Source organism: Shewanella sp. 0m-6 (assembly GCF_052977325.1).
The window spans coordinates 120262-144866 of the sequence record NZ_JBRIMD010000010.1 but is presented as its reverse complement, the minus strand read 5'-3'; the positions used below and the strand labels follow the sequence as shown (position 1 = coordinate 144866).

Sequence of the window (24605 nt, the reverse complement as noted above, 5' to 3'; positions counted from 1 at the left end):
TGGCCTATAAGCGCCATGGTAACCACTAAGTTAGCTGTATGGGTCGCCATATGAATTGCTAATATAAGAAACTAATTCTCGGCGAAGATATCAGGTAGACAGCCGTAACACACTCAGTTTTTAATGGCTTAAAGCTCAATAGAATAAATAAGAGTCAGTTGGTATTGCTTATGTTAAGTTATTGACTTAAGTCGGAAAATTGACTTATTTTTTTGCGAGCGAATCTTGCATGTTATGACTAAACTTGAGGTGATGTGTTTACTCATGGCTGCATGAAAGGCTGCTGTTTATAAATTGCTTATTTAGCTTAACAAGTTTTATAAGCGGTATATTTAAACGTTTATTTTTAAAACGCTAATTTAATAAGTCATTAACTAGATAAGCAAATGAATCGCTCTGCGAGCAGGTTTTATACCTAGGACATTTCCTGCTCTATTGTCCAATCAGATACTTTGATTGGTTTTGCGTATATAGAAGGTTTTATTGCTTCAATGGCGTTAACAACTGACTGATGAAAAAACACCATGATTGACTCAAATGAGGGTTTAAATACGAGCCTATTTTCTAAAGGAGTAGAATTTAGCTCTTCAAAGTCAAAACCTACCTCATCATCAAGAATGTTAATGATGTTGTAGCATTGAAGGTAAAGATAATCTTTATCTTGAATCTTAGCGGGAACAACAGAGTTCTTACTATAAATTCAGCTCCACGAAGGGCTTTGCATAATCCATATCAAACAGTAGCTTGGTACTAGCTGAAATATCAAATTTCGCCGCGATAGGTTTAAAGGTTTTCAGGCTTTTACATTCAAAACTCGCAGGTATTGTTGTTGATATCGCTTGGTCTCTTAATATCCCCAGTCTGCGAGTATCGTTCATATTGACCACAAAACTGACTTTGGAGTAGTCATTTGAAAAAACGAAATACTCATCTTGAATCGACATGCTAGCTTTCTCTCAGCTTTATAAATTGATGACAACTACCTTGAAAAACACCCAAGCCTATCGTTATGGCTTAAGTCTGTTGGGCTGACTGTAACTCTGCAGAGAATGTACTAACAAAACTTAATTGCTGATTTATATCGATAATATGCTTTTGCTCACCATTGAAGCTCACGGTTTGAATTTATTGATTCAGGCTGAGTTTGAGCTGCGCCTTTTCGGCACTGCTTAGCATTGGCTCGTAGGCGACCTGCATGTTAGTTGGGCAGGCAGATTCATTGTCTAAAACCTTGTCAAACACCTGAAAATGGCTAGAAGAGAGTGTTTGATATTGGCAAATTAGCAAGTTGTCATCAGTTTTTGAGCTGACTAGATTGGCGGTTACAGCCGTATTTGGTGAGGCGTGAACGCTGCCCATTGAGATAAATAAGGTTAGAGCGATAGTGGTTGCCGTTTTCACTGCTGTTGCTGACATATTTACAGCGGTTGCTAGCATTTTAGTTAATTGCTTCATCTGTCGCCTCTGCTTAATCTTGTTAACTTGATAATTAATATAGCAACAGAATGCTGTACGGAAACTTAACGATTTATAATGGGGCGCTCAATTTTTTATCTATTTTTTTTACGTCAAAATAGCTGCTTGCATCTACATATTTCGCTGCTAAAAGAGTCTGCTTTTATGTCTGGGCCCTGTCATTACGTCCTGTGACTTATACCAATCAGTATAAGGATTTGGTCGTTCAGCGAGAGTTTAGCGGCATAGAGACAAGGTCATTAAATGCTCCTCGGTAACTGCTCTTGCGTTACTCTACCGCCTATATCCATATAGTCGTGCATTAATGACATTCACCACATCTGACCTCCAGGGATGGAGGAAATGTCTTATGTATGTCGGGAGCATACAAGACCATGTGTTATGCCTCGCGCTAGAGGCATAACAACTCGTTGATCAACGTGGCTCTACTCTTGCGGTATTACCGTCGACATTAATTTGTACAGCTTCACCTTGTTGGAAAATCATGTTTGGATTAACTTCTTGAACAATAGAAATAACGCGTCCATCATCCAAGCGAATCGTCAGATTTACGCCATTGCGCTCACCTGTTTTATCAGCGATTTCGCTACCAGCGTATCCACCAGCGACACTACCGCCAATTGCCGCAATATCCGATCCAGCTCCGCCGCCAATCTCGGAGCCTAGGATCCCTCCGATTGCTGCGCCAGCAATCATTGCTATAACGTTTGTTTTATCTGATTCAGCAATCGTCACCGGTTCTGCTTTGACTATCGTACCGTAATACACCTGCCCAATTGTTTGTGTTTCTGCTGCTCCGTAAGCGTCCCCATACGGGTTGGGGCTGGTGCATCCCGCTATAGTGGCAAGCGACATAGTGAGTAGAACTGCCAAGTTGATTTTTTTTGTCATGGGAACTCCAAAGCCTAGATGAGAGACAAAAGTATAGGATCGCCGCGACAGTTTTGCTGTGGAGATAGGGCCGAGTGCGCATTATTTGCACATAGTATTAATAATATAAGGGAAACTGTTACTTACGCCGCATTAAAGTTTCTAAGTCCTTATGCTCAATCGCTATCTTTTGACTACGCTTGTATCAAATAACTAAAGGAGACATAGCTGTGTCTATTACTGAATATCTGTATTTGGGCATGATTGCGATTATAAGCGGTATAGCACAGGCGACAGTCGGTGGCGGCGGACTATTACAACTACCGGCATTATTTAATGCTATGCCAGGCGTCGCAATTCCAATTGTGATTGGTACCAACAAGCTAGCGATGCTGGCAAGTGGTGTTAATAATGTTAGGCGCTATGCATTTTCAATGGATTTACCTTGGCGGTTAATTGTCCCTGCCATCATTAGTGGCTGTATATTTGCCTTTATTGGCTCCTCCTTGCTAGATGATGTGTCAGAGTCTTGGTTTAAGCCTATTTTATTAGTGATTATGATTGCACTGGCTATCTATACCTTCCGTAATAAAGAGATGGGAGAGAAGGCTGTTGAACCATTGTTTCACCAGCACCAAAGGGGAGTGAGTGCGGTAATGGGCGCTATGCTTGGCTTCTATCAAGGCATGTTTGGTCCTGCAACGTTAACCTTTATTATACTCGGTAATATTCGTGCCTTTGGTATGGATTTTCTTCATGCCATGGCGTCATCTCAAGTGTTATCAACCCTGTTTAATGTCAGTGCGTTAGTTTGGTTTATCAGTCATGGATATTTTGATATTAAACTGGCGTTAATTATGATGCTTGGCACTCTTATTGGCTCGCAAATAGGTACACGCATAGCGTTGAAGGGGGGCAACAAAGTTATCAAAATTCTGTTTGTTATGATGTTACTGATTGAGATTGGCCGTTACTCTTGGGCTCTTTTTTAATGAGTTCAGTATGCTGGAGGCCTAGAGTTTAGGTTTTGTTCGATATGGATTTAGCTTTAGTGAATTAAGCCGGGCAGCCATGAACCGTCACATTGGCATAACTGATTGATAAGAGAGTTGATTGAGTTTTAATGAGGGCTCGTTATTTCAGGTGTTACACTTTTTATTGTAAGCATGGCAGTAAGAGTCTCTTACTACCATGTCAGCTTACGAGCATTACAATATTAATTAGTCTTTATGGCCTGTTTTATGGTGTTCTCGAGATGATTCTTTATGGTCATGTTTTTTTACTTTGTGGTGCTGATGTTCATCATGTTCATGACGATCATCATGGGTTTGCACTGAATGTTTATGGCCTGTAGGGTTTCCACCATGTTGAGTGTGCGGGTGGCTTTTTTCATGGTCTCGTGATGCATGATGATCTTTATTGTGCTTATGCTCATTCCCATCATCATATCTATGTTCCATACGCTCATGTTGTGCTTCGGCAGTATGCTGATGACCATGATTATGGGTTTTATGATCTTCTTTTTTTGTTTCACCGTGCTTGGATTTGTGACTCATTATTGAACCTCTGAACTGGGTAGCTAACGATTGATGAGTCTAGGTTGCGCTTAAGCTAAAAGCAAAGTTGTGATCTATGTCAATCTTTGTCAAAGGCTGAAATTAATTAAAAATCATCAATAGTTCATCTTTCAAATACACACTGCCATCATCTGTGTTTGCTGTGGATTAAAGCAGGCATTTTTGTACTTATAGGCTTCTATGATTAGGCTCGATTAATTCGAAACACGTTTTATTAATATACTCCCTCAGCTTATGGTTAAAACATTAACCCAGAAGATGTTTTATCGAGAAATAAGTATGTTGGTATACAAAAGTGCAGCATCTAAGTGTTGCTATACTTTTCTAACACTCAGCACCTTAGAGAAATTAAACATGGCTATTACCAAGCTTGATGACGACACAGCGCTTATTGTAATTGACTTGCAGTATGGCATTGTTGCCCTACCTGATCCTATAGATGTACAGCGTGTCATTGAAAACACTAACCACTTGATTGAAGCTTTTCACCGCCGTCATTGGCCTGTTGTGCTGGTTAATGTTTCTGGCCGTCCCTCGGGGCGTACAGACCAAGCTGTGAGTTCTGGCAATACTGCTGATAACTGGTCGACATTAATAGCTGACCTGAACCGTCATGAAGAGGAGATATTGTTCACGAAAAGAAGCTGGGGAGCCTTTAGTCATACCAAGCTGCATGCAACCCTGCAAGGGTTAGGGGTTACACAAGTTGTTATTGTTGGTATAGCGACCAGTATGGGAGTTGAGTCTACCGCGATGCAGGCTTTTGAGCTTGGTTACAACGTAACACTCGGCATCGATGCTGTAACTGATGTGGTAGCAGATAACCATAAACATGCTATTAGAGTGACGCTTCCTAAGCTGGCGGAAACAGGGACAACTGAGGATATTTTGCATCAAATTACGCTGTAGTGGCTTATCTAAAGCCATTATAGGGACGGCGTATCTGAGGCATGCTTGTGGCACCTCTTTGGCATTTATGTGATTTGTCTTTGGCACCTCTTTGTGTGTGCGTGGCAGTCATTTATTTGAGCGTGATGTATGCGAGTGCTGAACTTGGCGAGTATTATGCCTAGTGCATTTTGCTGATGATAAAACAGTACTTATTTTGCTGGTGATAAAACAGTACTTACCTTGCTGATGATAAAGCAGTACTTATCTTGTTGATGATAAAGCAGTGTAGTCTGATGAAGATAAAGGCAGAGTCGACTTTTTTTCAGTTTACTCTGCCTTTATATTACTGCTGCATCCAATCGACGTTAACGCCGGCTTGGTCAAACATATCTTGGCTTATTTGAATCTTTTCAGCCCAGCGTGACAGGAAATCTTCGCTTGGTTTTGGACTGTGTACTGTGCTTAATCCTGTTTGGATTATCTTTGCTGCGCAATTAGGGCAGGGGAAGTGAGTCACCCATATTTCGCAGCCGCTGAGATCACGCTTAGCATAGAGAATGGCATTCTCTTCTGCATGGAGGGTTTTTAGCAGCTTCATCTCTCGGTTGTCAGTTTCGGCACTATCGGAGATCCCATGTGGGTAACCGTTGAAACCTAAGGAGACAATTCGGTTATCTTCGGTGATCACCGCACCTACTTGAGTGGAGGGATCTTTACTCCAAGATGCTACAAGCTCGGCCATCTGCAAAAAACGTGTCGCCCATTTTGTCATCATTTAACAGATACTCCTTATGTGTGCTATTGAATAACCAACTCAAACTAGGTGTTATTCTCTATGGTGAACAGTGATAAATCAACCTATAGCCAATGAATAGACAATGAATAAGTAAAGTGTCTGCTGTTTCTGGCAGCGATATCTGAGCTTATACATCAAGTGGTTATATTTGATCCTCTGCCTATAATGAAAGTGCCACTTCATTTATTGACTTGAGTATTGTTATGCTGAGTTGTAAACTTTTGGCCTAGACTTTTCCTGCCGCTTAAGTCAAAACACCTTAATTAGGTTTGATTAACTATATGGTCATTAAGAAAGATGAAAACAATAGTTTAGATGAAACCGATGTTTGCCATGAGTGTGATCTTACCGTGTTGATCCCCAGATTAGCCGAAAACCAAAAAGCACTTTGCCCACGTTGTGGTTATCTTTTAACCGCTAAACGTACAAACTCCTTAGAGCGTGTGTTTGCATTTGCCATTTCTGCTTTAATTTTTTTATTACTATCATTTCCATTTGGGTTTATTTCATTTGAATATAATGGCCTGGGGGACAGCATTAAGCTCCTGGACAGTGTGAGTATTCTTGTTGAAAATGGTTATGCATGGCTTGCCATTATCGAAGTTATTAGCGTGTTTGTTATTCCTAGTTTTATTTTGATGTCTCTTAGCTATTTAATCTTTTTTCTCAGGCAAGGTCGCTACCCTGCTCACGGGCTTATGCTCACAAGAGTTATATTCAAATTGATCCACTGGAATATGGTTGAAATATTTTTAATTGGCACCTTAGTGAGCTTTGTCAAAATCATTTCGATAGCAGAAATTGGCTTGGGCACGTCCTATTTTGCATTCATCTTATTTTCACTTTCAATGACAGCGGCATTATTACACTTAGATAAAAGAGTATTTTATCAAGCGATAGCCACGAGCCTAACAGCAAAAGAGCTGCTGCAAGTGGCAGAGTCTGCTGCAGCTAAGTCTGTTAAAGCTGAGTCAGTTAAAGCTAAGCGAATAGAATTAAAGCTGGTGGAGTCAGAGTTAGTGGGATCAGAGTTAGTGGGGGCAAAATTAGACGCGCCAGAGACTGAGAGACAAGTAAAAGGTGGTCGCGATAAACAGCAAGCTAACAGCCTATCAATCCAAAAAACCTGGGCGTTTATTATTACTTCTATTTTGTTGTATATTCCAGCTAACTTATTGCCAATCATGAACACTGAGTTTTTAGGTCAAAGTGAGCCTAATACCATAATTGGTGGTGTGTTATTACTTTGGCAAGATAAGTCATATCCTATTGCTATCGTAGTGTTTATTGCTAGCATCATGGTGCCCATCACCAAAATTGTCATCCTTATCTGGTTAAATTACAGCGTACAGACTCATTCTGGTCGATTAGAGCATCAACGCATATTTTTATATCGCGCTGCAGAGTTTATTGGTCGCTGGTCTATGATGGATATATTTGTGGTGATTACACTAACCAGTTTGGTTCAGCTTGGTAATACTATAAGCATTATTCCTGGGCCCGCTAGCCTAGCTTTCTCTGCTGTCGTGATCATGACGATGTTGGCTGCAATGAGCTTTGAGCCGAAATTAATTTATAACGAGTATCAACATTTATGAAATCACAACAGCCCCTTGATGCAGAGATTAAAAGCGTGAAAACAATCTCTAAGGTTTGGTTTGTACCTATAGTCGCGCTGTTGATTGGTGGCTGGATGGTGTATTACCACCTCAGTAATCAAGGCCCCGCGGTGACCATTATTTTTAACTCTGCCGAGGGGATGGAGGCCGGGAAAACAAAAATAAAATCCAGATCGGTCACTATTGGTGAAGTTGAAACCATTAAGCTCAATGAGCAAGATGATGGCGTTATTGTGACAGTAAGAATGTCAAACGATACTGAAAAAATGCTGGTGAAAGACAGCAAGTTTTGGGTGGTGAGCCCTCAAATTGCCCTGTCAGGAGTTACGGGCTTGGATACATTAATATCCGGTGTGTATATTGAGCTTTCGCCGGGCTTATCTGAGCAACGTAGCAGTGAATTTACCGCGCTTAACTCTCCCCCGATAACCCCCAAGGGAACGCCTGGCTTACATGTCACCTTAAACAGTGATAAGCAATTTGCTTATTCCCAGGGCGACCCGATTATTTATAAAGGCTTAACCGTCGGTAAAATTGAAGAGGTGCACTTTAATATTAAAGATCGCGCCATCTATTACAATGCGTTTATTCATGCGCCATATCATGAGCTACTCACAAGTAACACCCGATTTTGGGATGCCAGCGGTTTAGTTGTCGACCTCAATGCCGAGGGGATTTCACTTAAAACGGGCAGTATTCAAACCATATTAACGAATGGGGTGACCTTTGGCATACCAAAGGGAATGCCATTAGGCGCTAAAATTACCGAACTCGATTCCTTTGAAGTTTATTCCGATTATCAAGGGGCGAGTAATGCGCGCTATAAATACTCATTAGAATATGTGATGTTAGTGAGTGATACGATTCGAGGTTTAAGTGTCGGTGCACCAGTGGAGTATCGTGGCGTGACTGTCGGCGAGGTGTCTTCGGTTGAGTTAATCACGACAGATCCAAGCGCTTTGTACAGTGATAATGTTCGAATTCCGGTACTACTCAGTATTCAGCCGGGGCGAATAGGCTTACCTGATAATGAGCAAGGCGTTGCCTTGATGAAGCAGCATAATACGCTCTGGATCCAAGAGGGGTTAAGGGCCACCTTAAAAACAGGCAGCTTACTAACAGGAAGCCTGTTTGTTGAATTACAGCATTTTGATTTACCACGAATCGATAAGCTTGAAAGTTATAAGAAGTATTCTGTGATCCCAACGGTTAAAGATCAGTATTCACAACTAATTGATAAGGTTGAGCTGTTTGTCGATAATCTCAATGGATTACCGTTAGATGAAATGACAAGTAATGCTAATGTCACATTAGTTAATGCTGCTAGTCTGCTTAGCGAGTTACAGCATACGAGCCAAAACCTAAATAAGCTCTTGGCCAGTGCTGAGCAGCAAGGTTTAGTTAAGCAGTTAAGAGTTGCATTAGAGAGTTTTGCTACGCTGAGTCAGGATTTCTCTTCAGGATCTCAAGGCTATGGGCAGTTACAGGAAGCGATGAAGAGTATTTCAGATGTGATGTATGAGCTTAAGCCTTTACTCGAGCAGCTAAAGCATAAGCCAAATGGGCTCATATTTGATTCTGGCAGCCAAGACGAAGAGCCAAAAAAATATTCAGAGGTTAACCAATGAGACTCATTTTAATCAGTTTAATCGGCGCAGTCTTGTTTCTTACTGGCTGCAGTTCAGCGTCAAACACTAGCAGTTATTACCTATTAAATAGCTACACGTCAGCTGGCGTTGCGGCACCTGACTTAAGCAAGCGCGGTGAGCTAAGTGAAAAAGCCAACGTTGAGCTTACGGTGCAGTTGGCTGAGTACTTAAACTCTCCTTATATTGTGATGCAAATTAATCAGCACAAACTAAACTATGCCAGTTTTCATATGTGGGCCGAACCATTAGCCGATGAAACCTTAAAAGCGTTGCAGCTTGATTTAAATGCTTTAAGCAACACGCTCAAATTTGTCAGCACAGCAAAAGTGAGCGAGACCAATAAGCAAGCCCATCTATCAATCCAAATCGATTATTTTTACGTGACAGCACAATCTAAGGTGGTGTTGTCTGGGCGCTATCAATATAACAACAGTTCTGAAATGGGAACTGAATCAAAGGGGGCTCAAAGTATTGAGCAAGCTTTCACCTTTGAGGAGCTATTAGAAGCAGACGGGTACTCGCAATCAGTAACCCAGATGAGAAGCTTGCTGTTAACACTCGCTAAGCAAATCACGGCTAATATCACATACTAAATATCACATATTAGCCATTATGAGGGCTGTGCTTGAGAGGCCTGCCAATGTTACTCACTAATGTTTTTACCATAGTTCCTAATATGAGTTTCTCAGATTAGTTTCTAGCTAATGATTCTAGTTAATGTTTCTAGCATAGGTTCTTGCATAGTTTCTAGCACCTAAAAGCTCGGCTTTAGCCGAGCTTTATCATGTGCAGTTAATACACAAACCTTAAAACAGATGGCTGTTGAGCAGAAGGTGGCACACAATACCTGCCGCATACCCTAATGCAATAACTGGCATCCATTTTAAGTGACCAAAGAATGTATATTTTCCATGTGCAGCCCCCATCAGCGCCACACCTGCCGCTGAACCGATAGAGAGCATACTGCCACCAATACCGGCAGTGAGTGTTACCAGTAACCAATTTCCTAAGCTCAGCTCGGGCTGCATCGTCAGTACTGCAAACATCACCGGAATATTATCAACAATAGCCGATAGCACTCCGACCATAATATTAGCCCAGACAGGGTCCCACTGGTTATACATCACATCAGACACTACACCTAGATAGCCTAATAAGCTAAGGCCTCCTACGCACATAACGACCCCGTAGAAAAACAGTAAGGTGTCCCACTCGGCATGAGAGACGCGTTTAAATACATCAAATGGTACAACAGATCCTAATCGTTTCAGGGCTGCCTCATCATGATTAGCAATGGCATTGGCTTTCTTTTTCTCTAGTGAGCGTGGCAGAGTTTTGCGTAGAAAAAAACCAAAAAACTGTAAGTAGCCTAATCCCATCATCATGCCAATAACGGGGGGGAAATGTACCAAGGCATGAAAACTGACGGCTGTGGCGATGGTGAGAATAAATAGTGCCACAATGCGCTTTGCGCCTCGTTTAAGCTCAACATGTTCATTGGGTAAGTTAGGTTTGGTTAGCGGTACAAAAAAAGACATGATTGTGGCTGGCACGAGGTAGCTCACCAGAGAAGGAATAAACAAATCGGTAAACTGCATAAAATTGACTAGGCCAGCTTGCCAGACCATCAAGGTGGTGATATCACCAAATGGACTGAATGCACCGCCAGCATTTGCGGCGATGACGATATTGATACAGGCAATATTAATAAATTTAATGTTACTGCCACCGACCTTCATGACAACGGCACACATTAATAATGCTGTGGTCAGGTTATCGGCTATTGGCGAGATAACAAAGGATAGTAATCCGGTTAACCAAAACAAAGTTCTGAAATTAAAGCCCTTGCTGACCATCCATGCTTGCAGACCATCAAATAAGCGCCTTTCTTCCATGGCGCTGATATAGGTCATGGCGACTAACAAAAACAGCAATAACTCAGAGTATTCGAGTAAGTTATGTTCTAAAGCCTGCTTGGCAACCTCTGTTTGTCCCTGCTGTTGATAGGCAAATCCTATCATCAGCCAAATTAACCCAGCAGCTAATAGTACGGGTTTAGACTTGCGCAGTTGTAGGTATTCCTCTGCCATCACTAAACAATAAGCCAGAGCAAATATCACTAACGAGGCGTAACCGATACTAGAATGGGTGAGATCTAACCCTGTTTCACTGGCTAAGGCGGGGGCGGCAAGCCCCATAGTGATAATGGCTAAGATTAACTGAATGGGTTTCATATTACTTCTCGGTTCCTTGAGAGATTAATTATTTTTCGATTTTGTATCGATGCAATTATTGGCTGCATCGATGATGGGTGTTTTATTAAGTGCTGCATAAGTGCGGCGAAAGTATTGTTTCAATACCTACTGCTCAAATTACACTGGTGCTAATAGCACAGGTTTAAATGGCACTGGTTCAAATAGTGATGGTTATTTTTTAAACTATTTTACAGTGGGTTAAGTAAGTAATACAAGTCTAACGCTCGGTGTTTTTCAAGATAGATGGCAGCGTTTTAGATTGCAGATTATTGATGATTAGGCATGTTGTTACTCGTGATTTTGATATTAACTATCGCTTATCTTCTTGTTATTAAAGCCGTTATCAATATTTTTTGTAAACGATAAACTTCGGGGAGGGTAATGGATGCTAGGTGAAACGGTCATTCGTTTTAATGGGGTAGCGACTAAAGTATACCTATCTGTTATGAGAATACTTACTAGCTAAAGCATACCTGTCTACTTAAGAATGCTTACCAGCTAAAGCATATCTACTTAATCATATCTATCTACTTAAGCGTACCTACCAAGTGTAGCCGTAACTGATACCGATTAAGTCTGCACCATCATTGGCGCTCGCAAGCTCTGCATTCGAATAATGGCTATAAGATAAGCCTATTCTATGATGCTTATTCACAATTAGTCCTAATCCGAGCTTATCCTCAAATAGCCAGTTGGAGCCTAAATCACGGTCTAGATATAGGGTGTTATTGACGTAAGCGACACCGATCCCTAGCTCTAGGTAGAGGCTCATTGGTTTAAAGTGCCATTGATACTGAAAAATGGGATTAAGGCTAAAAACATGATTGCTCTCATGCTTGCTCTTAGGGGAATTGTCCTCCCAGCGCTGTACTGATAACTCAAGCCTTAACCCAATACCGTAGTTATCTAAGAAGGTATCGGTTGTGTCTATACCTTGTAAGTAGGATAAGCGCCAGCTTGCCCCTGAATCGTAGCGCTCATTTTTTGCCGGAATATAGCCATAGGAAAACTCGAGCCCAGAGCTTGCAGCGCAAGTGAATGGAAGTGTTGATAACAGTAATGTCGCCATTGCTTTCAACTTGAACCCTGCGAGTTTCACCATGTCTTTGACTATCATTGGTTGGTAATAATAAAGGTTAGTTTGTTTTGCTGAGTATGGGAGGCGGGGAATGATTTATTATGTGAATCGCCCCTATTTGTGTAACTAAATTCAATCTGCTTATCAGCTGCTACACTGTACACAGAGCATAAAATGACAAAACAAACAGACGATAAAGAGAATGATAATGCTACGAATTGTATTCATATTGGGCCTGTTACTTTTTTCCTTCGATACTAAGGCGCAAGGTAACAACAGCTTTAGTAGTGAGGTGAGCCATTTTGCCGGAGGCATGGTCGCGGCAGGAGCAATGGTGGTTGTAAGCGATTACTACTGGCCTGAACAGAATCGTGCCTGGGTGGGTTTTACCGTTAGTGCTGTCGCTGGCGGCTTGGCGGAACTGTACCAATACAGCCGTGATGAAAATACGGCTGAAAATGCATTGTTAGACGCTGCATCCCATGCCCTTGGCTCTGCCGTCGGTGCATATATAACTGATCAGTATATTTTGTCACCGGTTATTAGAGTCGATGAAGGTAAAGGTACTTTTGTGGGGCTAAGAGCTTCATTTGTCTTTTAATATCTTAATCTTTTAATACTTGAATTTCGTGGAGGTATTGTGACTTTAAGAAGGAGCTTGAGTGATAAAAGGTTAGAACAATATCTCTATTCGTTCTATAGGTAACGGGATGTTATATGAAACTTGCTTTCAGTAAATTATTCCGTTCCGGCATATCCTACGCATTTTTTAGCTTTGCTCTGGCCCTGTATTTTTCATTAGTTATTAATATCCCTATATATGCTGAATTATATAAAGTATTAAATCAAATTGATGGTGTTAAATTCGGTTTTGTTGTTTCATTGCCGGTATTTTTTTGCTCAGTGTTAGTGTTTGTTTTTAACTTACTGAGTTGGCCAATTGTAGCCAAACCCTTCTTTATTATCTTATTAATACTTTCCAGTATGGTGAGTTACGCCGGTTATAATTATGGCGCGCTATTTGACTACAATATGATAGTTAATATAGCGGAAACAGATACCAGTGAGGCAGGGTCTTACTTTAGCGCTTACTCAACGCTTTGGGTATTTTTGATGGGGATCATACCTGCACTGATTGTGTTCATGGTGCCTGTAGGAATAAAGCAAAGCCCAGCGAAAATGCTAATGATGAAAGTAACCTCTATGCTGCTGTCATTAATGGTTATCGCGGTTATTGCAGCACTTTACTACCAAGACTACTCATCTGTTGGGCGTAACAATCGCTATCTGAAAAAGTTAGTGATCCCGACGCAGTTTGTTTACAGTTCAGTTGGATATATTAAAGACACTTATTTTTCTGAGCCTATCGTGTATCGCCAAATTGGCTTAGATGCCAAGCAGGCAGATTCAGCGCTTATCATGGCCGAAACCAAACCGACATTAACGGTGCTGGTTATCGGTGAAACAGCCCGTTCGCAAAATATTGAACTTAACGGTTACCCGCGAAAAACGAATGAATATACCCGTGGGCTTGATATCATTTCATTCCAAAACGTAAGTTCATGTGGCACAGCAACAGCGGTTTCTGTTCCCTGTATGTTTTCTAATATGACTCGAAAAGAGTTCAATCGCAGTATTGCTGATAACCAAGATAATTTGTTAGATGTGTTAAAGCGTGCCGGTATTTCATTATTGTGGAAGGAAAATGATGGCGGTGATAAAAACGTTGCAGCCCGTATTGATAAGGTCACCATAGAACGTGCCGAAATTAACGAGTTTTGCGATGGGACCACATGTTTCGACATGGCCTTATTAGATACATTTGAGCAAGATATAAGCTCTCTTAATGGTAATCGAATGATTGTGCTTCATCTTATAGGAAGCCATGGGCCAACCTATTACAAACGTTACCCTGAACAGATGAAAACGTTTGCCCCTGATTGCCCCAGAAGCGATATTGAAAACTGCTCCATAGAAGAAATTGTTAACACATACGACAATACTATTTTGTACACAGACTATGTGCTCAGTAATACGATTGCCACGTTAATAAAGCTAGAAAAAAACTATAATACAGCACTTATTTACATATCAGATCACGGAGAGTCCCTTGGTGAGAATGGCATGTTTTTACATGGTATGCCGTATCGTTTTGCCCCTGACTATCAAACTCAAGTGCCTCTTATGCTGTGGATGTCACCTGGCTTTAAAGAGTCAAAAAATATTAATGCAGCCTGTTTAGAAAAAGCGGCTAAGAGTCATCCATATTCACACGATAACCTTTTCCATTCGGTGCTAGGCATGATGGAGGTAGAAACCCGTGAGTACCAAAGCAGTTTAGATATATTTAGTCAGTGTAAACAGTAGGTCGGCTTTTGTCTTTGCAAGTTAGGTGAGCGTTAGAGACGTTGTAGTGCGAGAGAGCGAAGCGATAAGCTTTCTTGAATATGAGTGAGAGTCCACTAACATTTATTGCAACCGCTATTGAGCGTTAGGCCTGTATTGCCTACAATAGCGCACTTTTTATTTACTGCAATTTTATTACTACAGGCCAGGATTATGACTGACACTACATCGCAACCGACTTTACCTGATCGTCTTTCTGTTAACCCACGTAGCCCGCATCATGTGGAAGCTATTTTTGAGCACGATATCGGTATCAAGGTTAACGGTAAAGAGCGTTTTGATGTTGAAGAATACTGCATCAGCGAAGGCTGGGTAAAAGTTCCATCACACAAGGCCTTAGACCGTCGCGGTCAACCGCTGATGGTTACCGTTAAGGGTGAGGTTGAAGCGTTTTATAAATAAACGCAATCAACTGCCCATCATATTGGGCTGAGATGTTGAGCTAAAATGTTGAGCCTTGTCTTTAATTAAAACATTAGTTTACTGATGTTTTAAGCGGCAAGGCTTTTTGTCATTTATGGGCACCTAACATAATATAGCCTCTTAACTTATTTAGCCTCTCCCTACTGCAACATTGCCTTCAATATTGCGCTCTACAGCGACAAGATAGTATTCATTCAAATCTCCATCTCAACCTAAACCTTAATTTCAACCTTAATCTGAAACTCATACCAGTACCCGTCTAGAACTCAATATAAACAGGCGTTAACCCTTGTGTCTGCGCTTAGTCAATGACAGCACGCTGACATAATCTGATGGGGGTAACGGCCACTTTTAGTTAGATATCAATGCTTATGGACAATGCTTATGGCTTATGAGGATGGACATTTTTTACACCTTACTTTGCATCTTATAGTAACTACTTTTGCTTCTCTTCACTTCAGCTAGGCTAATGTTGAACTATATTTCAAATAGGCTCATTTACCTATGCTTACCATTTCCGCTTCAGCGACTCAGCTATGGGTGTATCGGCTAGACCAATCTCCTCATACAATAAAGATGAACAATTATGCCAACAAATAAAGATACAGCAGAAGTCGCTTCCGAAAATACTCAGGAAAAAACGGTTGCCTCTTCTAAGCGAGTCACGTGGATTTTATTAGTTATGGTCTTTTTACTGTGGATTTATACGCTGTGGGCTGATCGTGTGACTCCCATGAATAATCACGCCAGAATTAACGCTCAATTGATCCAAATAACTCCTCAAGTCTCCGCTGATATTTACAAGGTATCTGTGGTCAATAATGCAGAGGTCAGTCAGGGGCAAGCCCTAGTTGAATTAGACAATGCGCCTTTTTTACTAAAAGTTACCGCAGCTCGTCTGCACTTGCAGCAAACGAGTTTGTCATTAGGGGCGGATTCGGCGGGGATCCAAGAGGCTCAAGCCAACTTAGTGGCTAGCCAAATAAAACGTGACAATGCCTATAAACATACTCAGCGAATGACGGCGTTAGGCCGCACAGGGGTGATCAGCAAACAATCTTTAGATGACAGTCAAGATCAGCTTAAAGATGCCGAAGCAATGGTCGTGCAAGCTAAGGCTGCGCTTGAACGCTCAAAAAAAGCCCTTGGACCAAAAGGAGAAAATAATCCTCAACTACAAAGCGCGCTAAATCAGCTCCATCAAGCGCTACTTGAGGAGTCATATTGTCACCTGCAAGCACCTGGCGATGGTGTGATTACTCACCTTAATTTGGCTGCGGGTAACTTTGCCGTAGCGGGCCACCCTTTAATTACCTTTATCAATAACAAGCACACTTGGATCACCGCGATGCTGAGGGAGAACTCGCTCATTTATCTGAAACCGGGTACTCCAGTTAAAATCGTATTTGATGCCTATCCCGGCCAAACCTTTCGTGGTGAGGTGCAATCTATAGGTTGGGGCAGCAGTGGTAATGGCAATTTACAAACTGATCAAACGACGGGATTATTGATCTCTCCTGATGGCTTGCAACACTCGCAACGTTTTCCGGTCAATATCAATCTCGGACATGAGGCCAGTGCCTTACCGCAGCGTTATGGCGCTCGAGCCATGATAAGTTTTTATCCTGGGCAGTCGACGATGGGTGAAACGCTGCTGGATATATGGACTTGGACTTGGAGCTACTTATCCTATGTTTCATAGCCGAGCCAATGCGCTGATAAGATTGGCTGTATTTCCTGTTTTATTATTATATTGGCAGGATTTTTACGGTACTCGTCTACCACTACTCGGGCCCGCTTTGGTGGCGGTTTTATTTTGCATCAGTTCACAAATGCCATCTACAAAAATGATTTTAAAGCTAGGTGTCATCTTGTTTGTCAGTACTTGGCTACAGGGTAAAATCAGCCTATACCTATTTGATGACCCATTAATCTATTATCTGTTACTGTTTGTTACCTTCTATTGGTGCATGCAAAGGGCGCGTGAAAACCCAGCGGATATCGTATCTTCGTTTATGCTGCTTTCTTTGGTGTTAGTGACGGTATTTAGCCGCCAAAAAGGGCTTGATATCACTCAACTGCCTAAAGGACTATTTTTAGAGCTTATCTATGCCGGTTTCACGGTCTGTATTGCCTTTCTATTATTTCCTGGCGGTGAGGTTATCGCGACAACTCAAACCGTTCCAGAGGGGGCGGCGCAGACGGAGATTTGGCACCTTTTGTTTAAAGCCGCTTGCTCATTTATTTTTTTGTGGGTCTTTATCGACTTAAACTTATCTCAAGCGGCACTTATGGCGATCACTTTAACGAATGTGATTAAGGACCCTAACCCGATGAAGGGGGTAAGCTATGGTATTAACCGTCTTATCATGAACAGTGTTGGGCTGTTGTTTGCTTTACCTCCGTTGTTGGCAGCAGCCTTTGAAGTTAACATTATCGTGCAGTTAGGCATCGCTATCGTTTGTGCCATGTTGATGGGGATGTATGCGATGAAAAAACACGCTAGTAACAATAATTTTCAAGTCTTATATTGTGGCTATGTGATTTTGCTTTATAAAGGCATTACTGAGAGTGGGGGTTATGCACTGCATAATGATTTTATTCGAATTGGGTCTATTTTATTTTCGGTGATGCTGGGTTTGATTATATTGCAGTTAATTCAACCTCAGACTAAAACCGAGCAAGCATCCTAGCTAGCCATATAGCGCCTATCCATTCGCCCTATGTCATCGGCGGCATTAACTTGGTACCTAAGTCCGTTATTTCGCCCTTGTTGCGAGTATAATGGCGCTTGGCTTCATCTTATTCAAAAAGTGTCGACTTATAGGGCTATGTTCAGCTGCTCTTTACTTACCTCGATGACTCGATGTTGCTTATTGAGCTGATTATTTAACCCTGTCATTGCAGTGTTATGCATTTAATTAGATTTATATAGAGGTTTGTTTTGTCTGCTTTTTACCATAGTTGCCGCTATTTCTTTATCCCTCTTCTATTCACTGCGCTGGCTCTGATGATGAGTGAGATCTATCAAGCTCAGCTGCAGGTTTGGCAAGGGAGGATTGAACAACTTCCTTTTTGGTTGCTCCCTGCCGGGATAGTGATTGCACTGCAATTTAACCGAAGTCGCTTAGCGTATCTGGCGCTGTTAATGCTGGCTTACTATCTGTGTTCGTCGGGTGTTTTCTTTGGCAAGCTAGCAGTGAGTCAGCATTCGGATCTGCTGTTGCTGGGGGGAGCGTTCACCATCACCTGGTTTGCTTTCATTAAAGACAGGGGGCTTTTGTCTCCACATAGCTTGGTGAGAGGGCTTGGGATAATACTGAGCTTTTTGGTTGCTTTCGTTTGGATCTGGGCTAACACACAATTTAAGACGGAGCTGGACTCTTATCTTATTGAACCCTTGAATGTAGATATTCGCATACAGTCCCCATTGTATCTCTGCGTCGCGTTAGTGTTTATTCGTGGGGTTTGGCAGGCAAACTTAGTTAACACCTCCATCTTCATTACCTTGGTGCTTTGGGCTATACACTTTATTTCGCCTGCATTACTGCCGCAGTCTATTTCGATGACGGCATTAGCCACTATTTACATTTTGACGGTTCTGACCGACTCTTATTTTTTAGCCTATCGCGATGAACTGACTGGGCTTGCCTCGCGTCGCGCGCTATATAATTTAGTGCTTTCACTTGGCCGTAAATACAGTGTGGCGATGCTGGATATCGATCACTTTAAGAAGTTCAACGACACCTATGGCCACGATGTGGGTGATCAGGTGTTAAAGCTGGTCTCGAGTAAAATCGGCGGCGTTCGCGGTGGTGGCAAGGCTTTCCGTTACGGTGGTGAGGAGTTCACCATTATCTTCCCCCGTAAAGACGCATCATCGACGCTTGATTACCTTGAAGAGGTGCGCGAGGCGATAGAAGAATATGATATCGTGCTGCGAGATGAGAAGCGTAAGAGCCAATCAAAAGCCACACGTGGTAAGGCCCAGCAAAAAACTAAAATGGTGAGTGTCACCATCTCTATTGGTGTTGCTGAGCACCAAAGCGGTGAAAACTTTGAGCAAACCATGAAGCGAGCTGACGTTGCCCTATATAAAGCGAAGAAGAAAGGCCGCAATCAGGTTTGTACTTAATAAGCTGTTATAGCAAGGTATTGAGGCTGAGCGTAATGGTGACCAGCGTATTCGATACCTAGCAATACGAATAAGGCTCACGTAAACGGTGAGCCTTATTGTTTTCAGTTGATAAGGTATTTACTATTCAACTTTTAGCGTCGACAGGTCCTCATTTAGCTCATTCACCACACTCTGTAGTTTGTCGCTGACTAAGTCCACTTCACTTGCGAGCGCTAATAATTCATCAGCTGAGTCACTGATGTGAGTGATTTTCTCGCTGATCTCCACGCTGACGGCAGATTGTTGCTCTGCCGCTGTCGCGACTTGGAGCACACTGGAATTAATCTGATTAATTCTTTCAGTGACTTCACTTAACTGTTGATAGCTTTGTTGAGTTTCATTGGCGGTTCGGTTAACTCGTTGCTGACTGGCATCTATCTGCTCAACTGCAAGGCTAACATCGTGCTGTAAGCTATTAATCAAGCTGTCTATTTCAGTGGTAGATGCCTGAGTTCGCCCAGCTAAAGTGCGTACTTCATCAGCCACAACCGCAAAACCACGTCCCTGTTCACCGGCTCGCGCAGCCTCAATCGCTGCGTTCAATGCCAATAAATTGGTTTGTTCGGCAATACTTCGAATGGTTTCTAATATGGTATTGATATTATGACTTTGCTGAGAAACTCGCGCGATTTGCTCAGATGCAACGCTCATCTCGCCAGCGAGTGCATTAATTTCATTAGTCGTGTTTTCGACACTGCCATGAGTGTTCTTCAAAAATTCAAATGCTTCCCCTGCGCCGTTAGAGACATCGGTGGCTAAATTTGCCACTTCATTTGACGTGGTCGACATCTCTTCTACAGCAGCGGCTATACTGCTGGTGGCGAGCTTCTGGTTCTCAGTGGCGACTCGGGTCGCTAGGGCGGTTTTAGACAGTTCGGTTGCTTCTTGAGTTAATTGTTTCGACTGGCCTTTTATCGATAACACCATCAACTTTAGTTTTTCTGCAAACGCGTTAAAGCCACTTGCCATGGTGATGAGCTCTTTATGGCTTTCTATATCAAGAGTTTGCGTTAAATCACCATCACTCTTAGATAGGCTATCGAACTTTTGCGCCATCTGTGACATGGGCTTCACAAAACTGTTAACAAACAGATATAACAGCACCATAGCCAGACCTAGTGCAATCAGCGAGTAAGTGACCATTTTTACTGCTGTTGCTTCTGTTGCTTGCTTCATTTGCGTTATCAAGGTTTGGCTATCAGCCAGTGCCACAGCTTTAGGTTGGCGGATGACTAATGTCCACTCGGTATTAGAGGCGCTAATATTGATTTTTGCTACTGTGGTCAGATAGTCAGGGTTGTTTACCTTTGCAGTCTGTAACTCTTTTGCCAGTTGTGTGTCGGCCTCGGTCAGTGGGCGGTTCAACTGTTTGCTGTGATTAGAGCTGGCCACTAAGCGCTGCTGCTCACTTAATAGATTGACTTGTGCTTGCGGGAGATCGGCGGCGATTGCCACAATCATTTTTTGTAATAGGGGTAAGTTTATATCTACTCCGACTAAGCCTCTAAACTGACCTCCGGCTGTCACGGGGGCCGCTAAGGTGGTCATTAGAACTTTTTCTCCGCCCTCTAGCTCATACCAGTAAGGCTCTATAGTACAGGGCTTGCCGGTCTTTTTACTGCATAAATACCACTCGGCTTCTCGCTGGCCAAACTCATCTCTGGTATCTAGGTACTTTTCATCTGGATCGTCGACAGGATAAAAAGCTAACTCTCCATCTTCTCTCACCCAATAGATTTCAAGCGTGCCTTGATCAGAACTATGGGTTAAATCTCCTTTAAATTGGCTATCAATTTGATCATAGCCATTGGGTTCAAACTGGCTGTATATGGCACTCACCTGAGAGTTAGCGTTGAGGAATTGTCGGTTAAGCGACTTAACCTGAACTCGGGAGAATACATTGCCATCGGCATGTGATGAACTACTGGCTAATAGCTCAGCTAAGGTTAGCGGCACCATAAATGCACCGTTTAAACGACTTTCAATAATGACGGCTGATTTGGCGGCAATTTCATCCAGTTTAGCTTGAGTAATGCGCTGTAAACTATCTGCCGACAACTGCTGTGACTCCGTAGCCGTCGTCTGCATTGACGTAATGCCGACCCAAGTAATAAGGAGTAATGACAACACTATTATTAAGGCAGTCGTTAGTAACAGTTTTATTTTAAGAGAAGACTTCTGCATTCTAAACACGCTCTACAACTTTCAATAAACCGCATATTAAATGTTTGTTACTGGATGGTAAATGGCGGTTGTGGCTAATGGTGACTTGTATCGCTTTTGTTTTGTTGGTGTTTTTGTGATTAGAGTTGCTTATACCTTGATAGATTAAAATTTGAATACACTTTTTACCGAGTGATAGTTATAGCGTAATAGTTACAGGATGAGCGTTAATAGGCGTATTTGAGGCTATTTAATTGGATATGACTTGGCGGATTTAATGACTATTTGAAATGTCTTTATATATCGATTTTAAGAAATAAATCAGATTCAAAGCGTATTATGTTTCTAACTAGTAAAAAGAGTGTTCTATCGTAGTATCTTTGTCAAAAAATATCGCTACTATTGGCACCAAGATATATATGGTTAACTTAATACAAGGAGTATTTATGTCCCTTAGCCATCAGCAGAAAGTGTACATTCCCAAGGGCGTTCGAGCCAATCAGTACATTACTGCAGAGATCATAGTAACAGATGCGTTGCTAGCTCATTTTCCGGATTACAAAACATGTTACGAGTCTCTTAGTCGCACTATTTTTACGTTAGGGGAGCAAGAGGAGCTATATAACCTTCATGTGATCACTAACGATAAGTTACCTGTGGTGCGTTTTCATGCTGAAGCATATTGCTTTCCAACCGAAGAGCAGATCATATTCTTCTACAATCCTGAATATCATGAAGCGCAAAGCCTTCATAGTAAAGATGATTACCGAGCAAGAAAAATTAGGATTGTATTCTTGGCTACGGGTGACGAAATTCGCAGTAACTCTGCTAATTTCCATATTAAGGTGCAGACCTTCCTTGCCAAATTGATGCCTCAGTTACCAGAGCAAAATCTAAAAATCAAAATTCGCGATCATCAGCACCTTTCATATGATCTGTTCGCTAAAGCGAAAGGCAATAAAGAGAGTTATGGTTATAAGCTACGCTCAATCAGCGATAGGTATAGAGCAAGACAATGCCCGCTTCCAGAGGATCACGGTTCATTATGCTATGTTACGGTCAAACTACCATTAAGCCGTAAGCTTAAGCAGGCCATATTACCAGAACCGAGCAATGACTTTACGCCTCTGTATCAGAAGCTTGAGGATGTATTTATTCAGGCGGCTTCAGCCAAACAGCTTAAACGAATTGCCATGGTTGCAAATGGGCTAACCCCGCTTGTGCGTAACAGTAAATTCGATCTAGTTGATGGCACTGACGAAGTGCAAATGCTTGGTTTTGACCCTAATATCGAAGAGCAGCAGTTTATTCGTCATTGGGACGGTAGCCGCTTAGTCGAAATGGTTAGCTTTACGATTGCCGCTGGCGTTAATGATTGTAAAGATGGCGCACTTGGGCGCTACTTGAACCGAGTTGAAGATGCGCTAAGGAGCCTCACGTCTGAATTGGCGTTAGACAAATCTCGTGATGAGCTGATTGTGCGATTCCACCAACATATTAGTTATCAAGCACCTGAGCAGCTGCTGAGCTGATCTTTTGCTGAGCCAGTCTTATTGCTGATATAGTAAAACACGCTTAAATCCTGGCGTGATATGTTGAGTCTTGTGTACCTAAATGGTGTCATTATCTATGGTAGGCAAGGCTCTTTACATCGGGTTACCACAGCGGCAATACAGATTGATGATCTAAAAAGATTATTGATCTAAATAGAGGCTGGTGCTTCTCTTAAAGTGGGGGAGGGCTTAAGAGCGTTATTGATGACTTTGAACTTGCGTAACGAGTCTTACTAATGAGTGGTCGAAAAGTTACCGATAAGCTGGTTATTGCCATTGATGATCTTACCTTGGCAGGTTTCATCACAATAGATAAAGTCTATATTTCTATCTACGACATTGCCCTTGACGAGAACATGACGTAATAGTACATCACCATTTAGCTGGTGGATTAGTGCATTCCAAGAAATGTTATCTTTAAAAATATTAAAATTTACTCTCATTTATTACCTTTTTTTGTTTGTTTTAGTGTGTGCTGATTTCTTTTTAGATTGGTGAAACCAAAATCGTTTTGGACCCGATGTACGAGACATAGTTAACCTTTTTGAAAAATGACTTAACAATAAGCAAAACTTAAAATAAGTCTTATTTTTTTATTTAATTTGTATTTATAAGAATATAACGAAGTGATTCAGAAACGTAATGACATATACAACAAGCAGATGATTGAAATGTTAATGTTTTCGCAGATACAGTATAAATTTGGATTAAAGTTTTTTGTTGAAGTTGATTTTTAACGTCAGTGTTATTGGCGTTAGTTTTAAATGACGTAAATGGTATAAAACCATTTACGTCAACTTACGAAGTTACAGCGCGCTTACGTTAGCTGCTTGCAGGCCTTTTTGACCTTGCTCTACTTCGAAAGATACTTTTTGGCCTTCAGCCAAAGTCTTGAAGCCGTCAGAAGTGATTGCACGGAAGTGAACGAATACGTCAGCGCCGCCATTGTCTTGAGTAATGAAACCAAAACCTTTCTCTTCGTTAAACCATTTTACGATACCAGTTGTATTAGACATTATGTGTCCCTTAATATTAAATTAATAAAAATTGTCGCAGTATGCGGTGCACTGAAAAATTGAATTATTTAATGTGATGATGAATATAAGGGAAAACTGAGGATAACAACAATAACGAAGGAATTCTGAGATTTTACTTTTTACTTATTTTTCATTAATCACTCTCAATAGCAGAGCGAGGTAGATACTACGCGATAATTGAGCGTTGTCCATACTTATTTTTAACTTTCTACTTATATCAATAAAATTATCATAAAAAATGGCAACGTTTCTCATACTGTAGACGGAGCCTTTTCAGGTGATGGGCAAGCCGCAAAGCGCTAAGCTTGCTTTGGATGCGCTTAGATAAGTTCTGAAGATATGGCAGTTAAATGCATCTCGAGTTCATCTTCAGTTGAGGGCAATGAATTTAACTCAAACGTCAGTGGTTTACTGCCATTAAGCATGAACACTGAGTGGGTACCATGATCGTAGTGAAACCATTTGCCGTTGACGCATAAGTCGGTATAACAATTTGGTAGTAGCTCCATAGGGTACCTCTATATTGTAGGTTTAATGATGATAAGCGGCTGTTTAACATCGCAATGTCACGATGGTGTGAGCTCTGTGAGATAAACTTAAGCGCTGCCTGTGATCTTGCTCACCTTTATATGACC

Annotated in this window: 23 protein-coding genes; 13 read left to right on the top strand and 10 right to left on the bottom strand. The window is 41.6% G+C overall.

What is annotated here, in order from left to right:
• Positions 1-692: 692 nt before the first annotated feature.
• The 3 genes from ACVBJC_RS10195 to ACVBJC_RS10185 form a co-directional block, all read right to left on the bottom strand.
• Entirely contained in the window at positions 693-944 is a 252-nt protein-coding gene (locus tag ACVBJC_RS10195) for a hypothetical protein (RefSeq protein WP_447160665.1), read from the bottom strand.
• Between the two features lie 181 nt (positions 945-1125).
• Entirely contained in the window at positions 1126-1455 is a 330-nt protein-coding gene (locus ACVBJC_RS10190) for a hypothetical protein (protein ID WP_447160666.1), read from the bottom strand.
• 435 nt (positions 1456-1890) lie between these two features.
• Positions 1891-2367: a glycine zipper 2TM domain-containing protein gene (locus ACVBJC_RS10185; protein ID WP_447160667.1), complete on the bottom strand. Its 477-nt coding sequence runs from the start codon at positions 2365-2367 to the stop codon at positions 1891-1893.
• Between the two features lie 209 nt (positions 2368-2576).
• Between ACVBJC_RS10185 and ACVBJC_RS10180 the strand changes: the two genes are divergently transcribed.
• Positions 2577-3338 (top strand): sulfite exporter TauE/SafE family protein, encoded by a 762-nt coding sequence (locus ACVBJC_RS10180; protein WP_447160668.1) that lies wholly within the window; start codon positions 2577-2579, stop codon positions 3336-3338.
• A gap of 228 nt (positions 3339-3566) precedes the next feature.
• Here ACVBJC_RS10180 and ACVBJC_RS10175 read toward each other — a convergent pair whose 3' ends face one another.
• Positions 3567-3902: a cation diffusion facilitator family transporter gene (locus ACVBJC_RS10175; protein WP_447160669.1), complete on the bottom strand. Its 336-nt coding sequence runs from the start codon at positions 3900-3902 to the stop codon at positions 3567-3569.
• 375 nt (positions 3903-4277) lie between these two features.
• On the opposite strand from ACVBJC_RS10175, the gene ACVBJC_RS10170 reads away from it, so the two are divergent.
• Complete coding sequence (locus ACVBJC_RS10170) at positions 4278-4832, top strand: cysteine hydrolase family protein (RefSeq protein WP_447160670.1); 555 nt, start codon at positions 4278-4280, stop codon at positions 4830-4832.
• Between the two features lie 325 nt (positions 4833-5157).
• Here the strand turns inward: ACVBJC_RS10170 and ACVBJC_RS10165 are convergent, their stop codons facing one another.
• On the bottom strand, positions 5158-5589 hold the full coding sequence (locus ACVBJC_RS10165) for a dCMP deaminase family protein (protein ID WP_439268041.1): 432 nt from the start codon (positions 5587-5589) through the stop codon (positions 5158-5160).
• 302 nt (positions 5590-5891) lie between these two features.
• Here ACVBJC_RS10165 and ACVBJC_RS10160 point away from each other — a divergent pair, with 302 nt between their 5' ends.
• Genes ACVBJC_RS10160 through ACVBJC_RS10150 form a run of 3 tightly spaced genes read left to right on the top strand, consistent with a single transcriptional unit; the run spans position 5892 to position 9471 of the window.
• Positions 5892-7208: a PqiA/YebS family transporter subunit gene (locus ACVBJC_RS10160; RefSeq protein ID WP_447160671.1), complete on the top strand. Its 1317-nt coding sequence runs from the start codon at positions 5892-5894 to the stop codon at positions 7206-7208.
• Entirely contained in the window at positions 7205-8857 is a 1653-nt protein-coding gene (pqiB, locus tag ACVBJC_RS10155) for an intermembrane transport protein PqiB (protein WP_447160672.1), read from the top strand. Before ACVBJC_RS10160 ends, pqiB begins: the two co-directional genes overlap by 4 nt.
• The gene (locus ACVBJC_RS10150; protein WP_447160673.1) at positions 8854-9471 is read left to right on the top strand and encodes a PqiC family protein; all 618 of its coding nucleotides are present in this window, start codon (positions 8854-8856) and stop codon (positions 9469-9471) included. Before pqiB ends, ACVBJC_RS10150 begins: the two co-directional genes overlap by 4 nt.
• Before the next feature lie 213 nt (positions 9472-9684).
• On the opposite strand, the gene nhaD is transcribed toward ACVBJC_RS10150, so the two are convergent.
• Both nhaD and ACVBJC_RS10140 read right to left on the bottom strand, forming a co-directional pair.
• Positions 9685-11112 (bottom strand): sodium:proton antiporter NhaD, encoded by a 1428-nt coding sequence (nhaD, locus tag ACVBJC_RS10145; RefSeq protein WP_447160674.1) that lies wholly within the window; start codon positions 11110-11112, stop codon positions 9685-9687.
• Positions 11113-11674: 562 nt separating this feature from the next.
• A complete protein-coding gene (locus ACVBJC_RS10140; RefSeq protein WP_447160675.1) occupies positions 11675-12202 on the bottom strand; it encodes an acyloxyacyl hydrolase in 528 nt (175 codons plus the stop codon).
• Positions 12203-12419: 217 nt separating this feature from the next.
• On the opposite strand from ACVBJC_RS10140, the gene ACVBJC_RS10135 reads away from it, so the two are divergent.
• The 6 genes from ACVBJC_RS10135 to ACVBJC_RS10110 all read left to right on the top strand — a co-directional run bounded on the left by ACVBJC_RS10135 (position 12420) and on the right by ACVBJC_RS10110 (position 19175).
• Entirely contained in the window at positions 12420-12812 is a 393-nt protein-coding gene (locus ACVBJC_RS10135) for a hypothetical protein (RefSeq protein ID WP_447160676.1), read from the top strand.
• Between the two features lie 116 nt (positions 12813-12928).
• Positions 12929-14578 (top strand): phosphoethanolamine transferase, encoded by a 1650-nt coding sequence (locus ACVBJC_RS10130; RefSeq protein ID WP_447160677.1) that lies wholly within the window; start codon positions 12929-12931, stop codon positions 14576-14578.
• A gap of 192 nt (positions 14579-14770) precedes the next feature.
• Positions 14771-15019, top strand: a complete 249-nt coding sequence (locus ACVBJC_RS10125; RefSeq protein WP_447160678.1) for a DUF3297 family protein — start codon at positions 14771-14773, stop codon at positions 15017-15019.
• A gap of 607 nt (positions 15020-15626) precedes the next feature.
• Positions 15627-16742, top strand: coding sequence for an HlyD family secretion protein (locus ACVBJC_RS10120; protein ID WP_447160679.1), 1116 nt, complete (start codon positions 15627-15629; stop codon positions 16740-16742).
• Positions 16732-17733, top strand: a complete 1002-nt coding sequence (locus ACVBJC_RS10115) for a DUF2955 domain-containing protein (RefSeq protein ID WP_447160680.1) — start codon at positions 16732-16734, stop codon at positions 17731-17733. The genes ACVBJC_RS10120 and ACVBJC_RS10115 overlap by 11 nt, the downstream gene beginning before the upstream one ends.
• Before the next feature lie 251 nt (positions 17734-17984).
• Entirely contained in the window at positions 17985-19175 is a 1191-nt protein-coding gene (locus tag ACVBJC_RS10110) for a GGDEF domain-containing protein (protein WP_447160681.1), read from the top strand.
• Positions 19176-19298: 123 nt separating this feature from the next.
• Here the strand turns inward: ACVBJC_RS10110 and ACVBJC_RS10105 are convergent, their stop codons facing one another.
• Entirely contained in the window at positions 19299-21305 is a 2007-nt protein-coding gene (locus ACVBJC_RS10105; RefSeq protein ID WP_447160682.1) for a methyl-accepting chemotaxis protein, read from the bottom strand.
• A 521-nt stretch (positions 21306-21826) separates the two neighbouring features.
• Here ACVBJC_RS10105 and ACVBJC_RS10100 point away from each other — a divergent pair.
• A complete protein-coding gene (locus ACVBJC_RS10100) occupies positions 21827-22912 on the top strand; it encodes a DUF3083 family protein (protein WP_447160683.1) in 1086 nt (361 codons plus the stop codon).
• Positions 22913-23169: 257 nt separating this feature from the next.
• Entirely contained in the window at positions 23170-23298 is a 129-nt protein-coding gene (locus ACVBJC_RS10095; RefSeq protein WP_447160684.1) for a hypothetical protein, read from the top strand.
• Between the two features lie 441 nt (positions 23299-23739).
• On the opposite strand, the gene cspE is transcribed toward ACVBJC_RS10095, so the two are convergent.
• Together cspE and ACVBJC_RS10085 are read right to left on the bottom strand one after the other, a co-directional pair.
• Positions 23740-23949, bottom strand: coding sequence for a transcription antiterminator/RNA stability regulator CspE (cspE, locus tag ACVBJC_RS10090; RefSeq protein WP_447160685.1), 210 nt, complete (start codon positions 23947-23949; stop codon positions 23740-23742).
• A gap of 341 nt (positions 23950-24290) precedes the next feature.
• Positions 24291-24479: a hypothetical protein gene (locus ACVBJC_RS10085; protein WP_447160686.1), complete on the bottom strand. Its 189-nt coding sequence runs from the start codon at positions 24477-24479 to the stop codon at positions 24291-24293.
• Positions 24480-24605 lie beyond the last annotated feature (126 nt).

Coding starts and splice junctions, on each gene's coding strand:
- ACVBJC_RS10195 (WP_447160665.1), bottom strand. CDS start 944: ATGTCGATTCAAGATGAGTATTTCGTTTTTTCAAATGACTACTCCAAA.
- ACVBJC_RS10125 (WP_447160678.1), top strand. CDS start 14,771: ATGACTGACACTACATCGCAACCGACTTTACCTGATCGTCTTTCTGTT.
- ACVBJC_RS10115 (WP_447160680.1), top strand. CDS start 16,732: ATGTTTCATAGCCGAGCCAATGCGCTGATAAGATTGGCTGTATTTCCT.
- ACVBJC_RS10170 (WP_447160670.1), top strand. CDS start 4,278: ATGGCTATTACCAAGCTTGATGACGACACAGCGCTTATTGTAATTGAC.
- ACVBJC_RS10085 (WP_447160686.1), bottom strand. CDS start 24,479: ATGGAGCTACTACCAAATTGTTATACCGACTTATGCGTCAACGGCAAA.
- ACVBJC_RS10105 (WP_447160682.1), bottom strand. CDS start 21,305: ATGCAGACGACGGCTACGGAGTCACAGCAGTTGTCGGCAGATAGTTTA.
- ACVBJC_RS10135 (WP_447160676.1), top strand. CDS start 12,420: ATGCTACGAATTGTATTCATATTGGGCCTGTTACTTTTTTCCTTCGAT.
- ACVBJC_RS10175 (WP_447160669.1), bottom strand. CDS start 3,902: ATGAGTCACAAATCCAAGCACGGTGAAACAAAAAAAGAAGATCATAAA.
- ACVBJC_RS10160 (WP_447160671.1), top strand. CDS start 5,892: ATGGTCATTAAGAAAGATGAAAACAATAGTTTAGATGAAACCGATGTT.
- cspE (WP_447160685.1), bottom strand. CDS start 23,949: ATGTCTAATACAACTGGTATCGTAAAATGGTTTAACGAAGAGAAAGGT.
- ACVBJC_RS10185 (WP_447160667.1), bottom strand. CDS start 2,367: ATGACAAAAAAAATCAACTTGGCAGTTCTACTCACTATGTCGCTTGCC.
- pqiB (WP_447160672.1), top strand. CDS start 7,205: ATGAAATCACAACAGCCCCTTGATGCAGAGATTAAAAGCGTGAAAACA.
- ACVBJC_RS10140 (WP_447160675.1), bottom strand. CDS start 12,202: ATGGCGACATTACTGTTATCAACACTTCCATTCACTTGCGCTGCAAGC.
- ACVBJC_RS10100 (WP_447160683.1), top strand. CDS start 21,827: ATGTCCCTTAGCCATCAGCAGAAAGTGTACATTCCCAAGGGCGTTCGA.
- ACVBJC_RS10120 (WP_447160679.1), top strand. CDS start 15,627: ATGCCAACAAATAAAGATACAGCAGAAGTCGCTTCCGAAAATACTCAG.
- ACVBJC_RS10095 (WP_447160684.1), top strand. CDS start 23,170: ATGAGTGGTCGAAAAGTTACCGATAAGCTGGTTATTGCCATTGATGAT.
- ACVBJC_RS10150 (WP_447160673.1), top strand. CDS start 8,854: ATGAGACTCATTTTAATCAGTTTAATCGGCGCAGTCTTGTTTCTTACT.
- ACVBJC_RS10130 (WP_447160677.1), top strand. CDS start 12,929: ATGAAACTTGCTTTCAGTAAATTATTCCGTTCCGGCATATCCTACGCA.
- ACVBJC_RS10165 (WP_439268041.1), bottom strand. CDS start 5,589: ATGATGACAAAATGGGCGACACGTTTTTTGCAGATGGCCGAGCTTGTA.
- nhaD (WP_447160674.1), bottom strand. CDS start 11,112: ATGAAACCCATTCAGTTAATCTTAGCCATTATCACTATGGGGCTTGCC.
- ACVBJC_RS10190 (WP_447160666.1), bottom strand. CDS start 1,455: ATGAAGCAATTAACTAAAATGCTAGCAACCGCTGTAAATATGTCAGCA.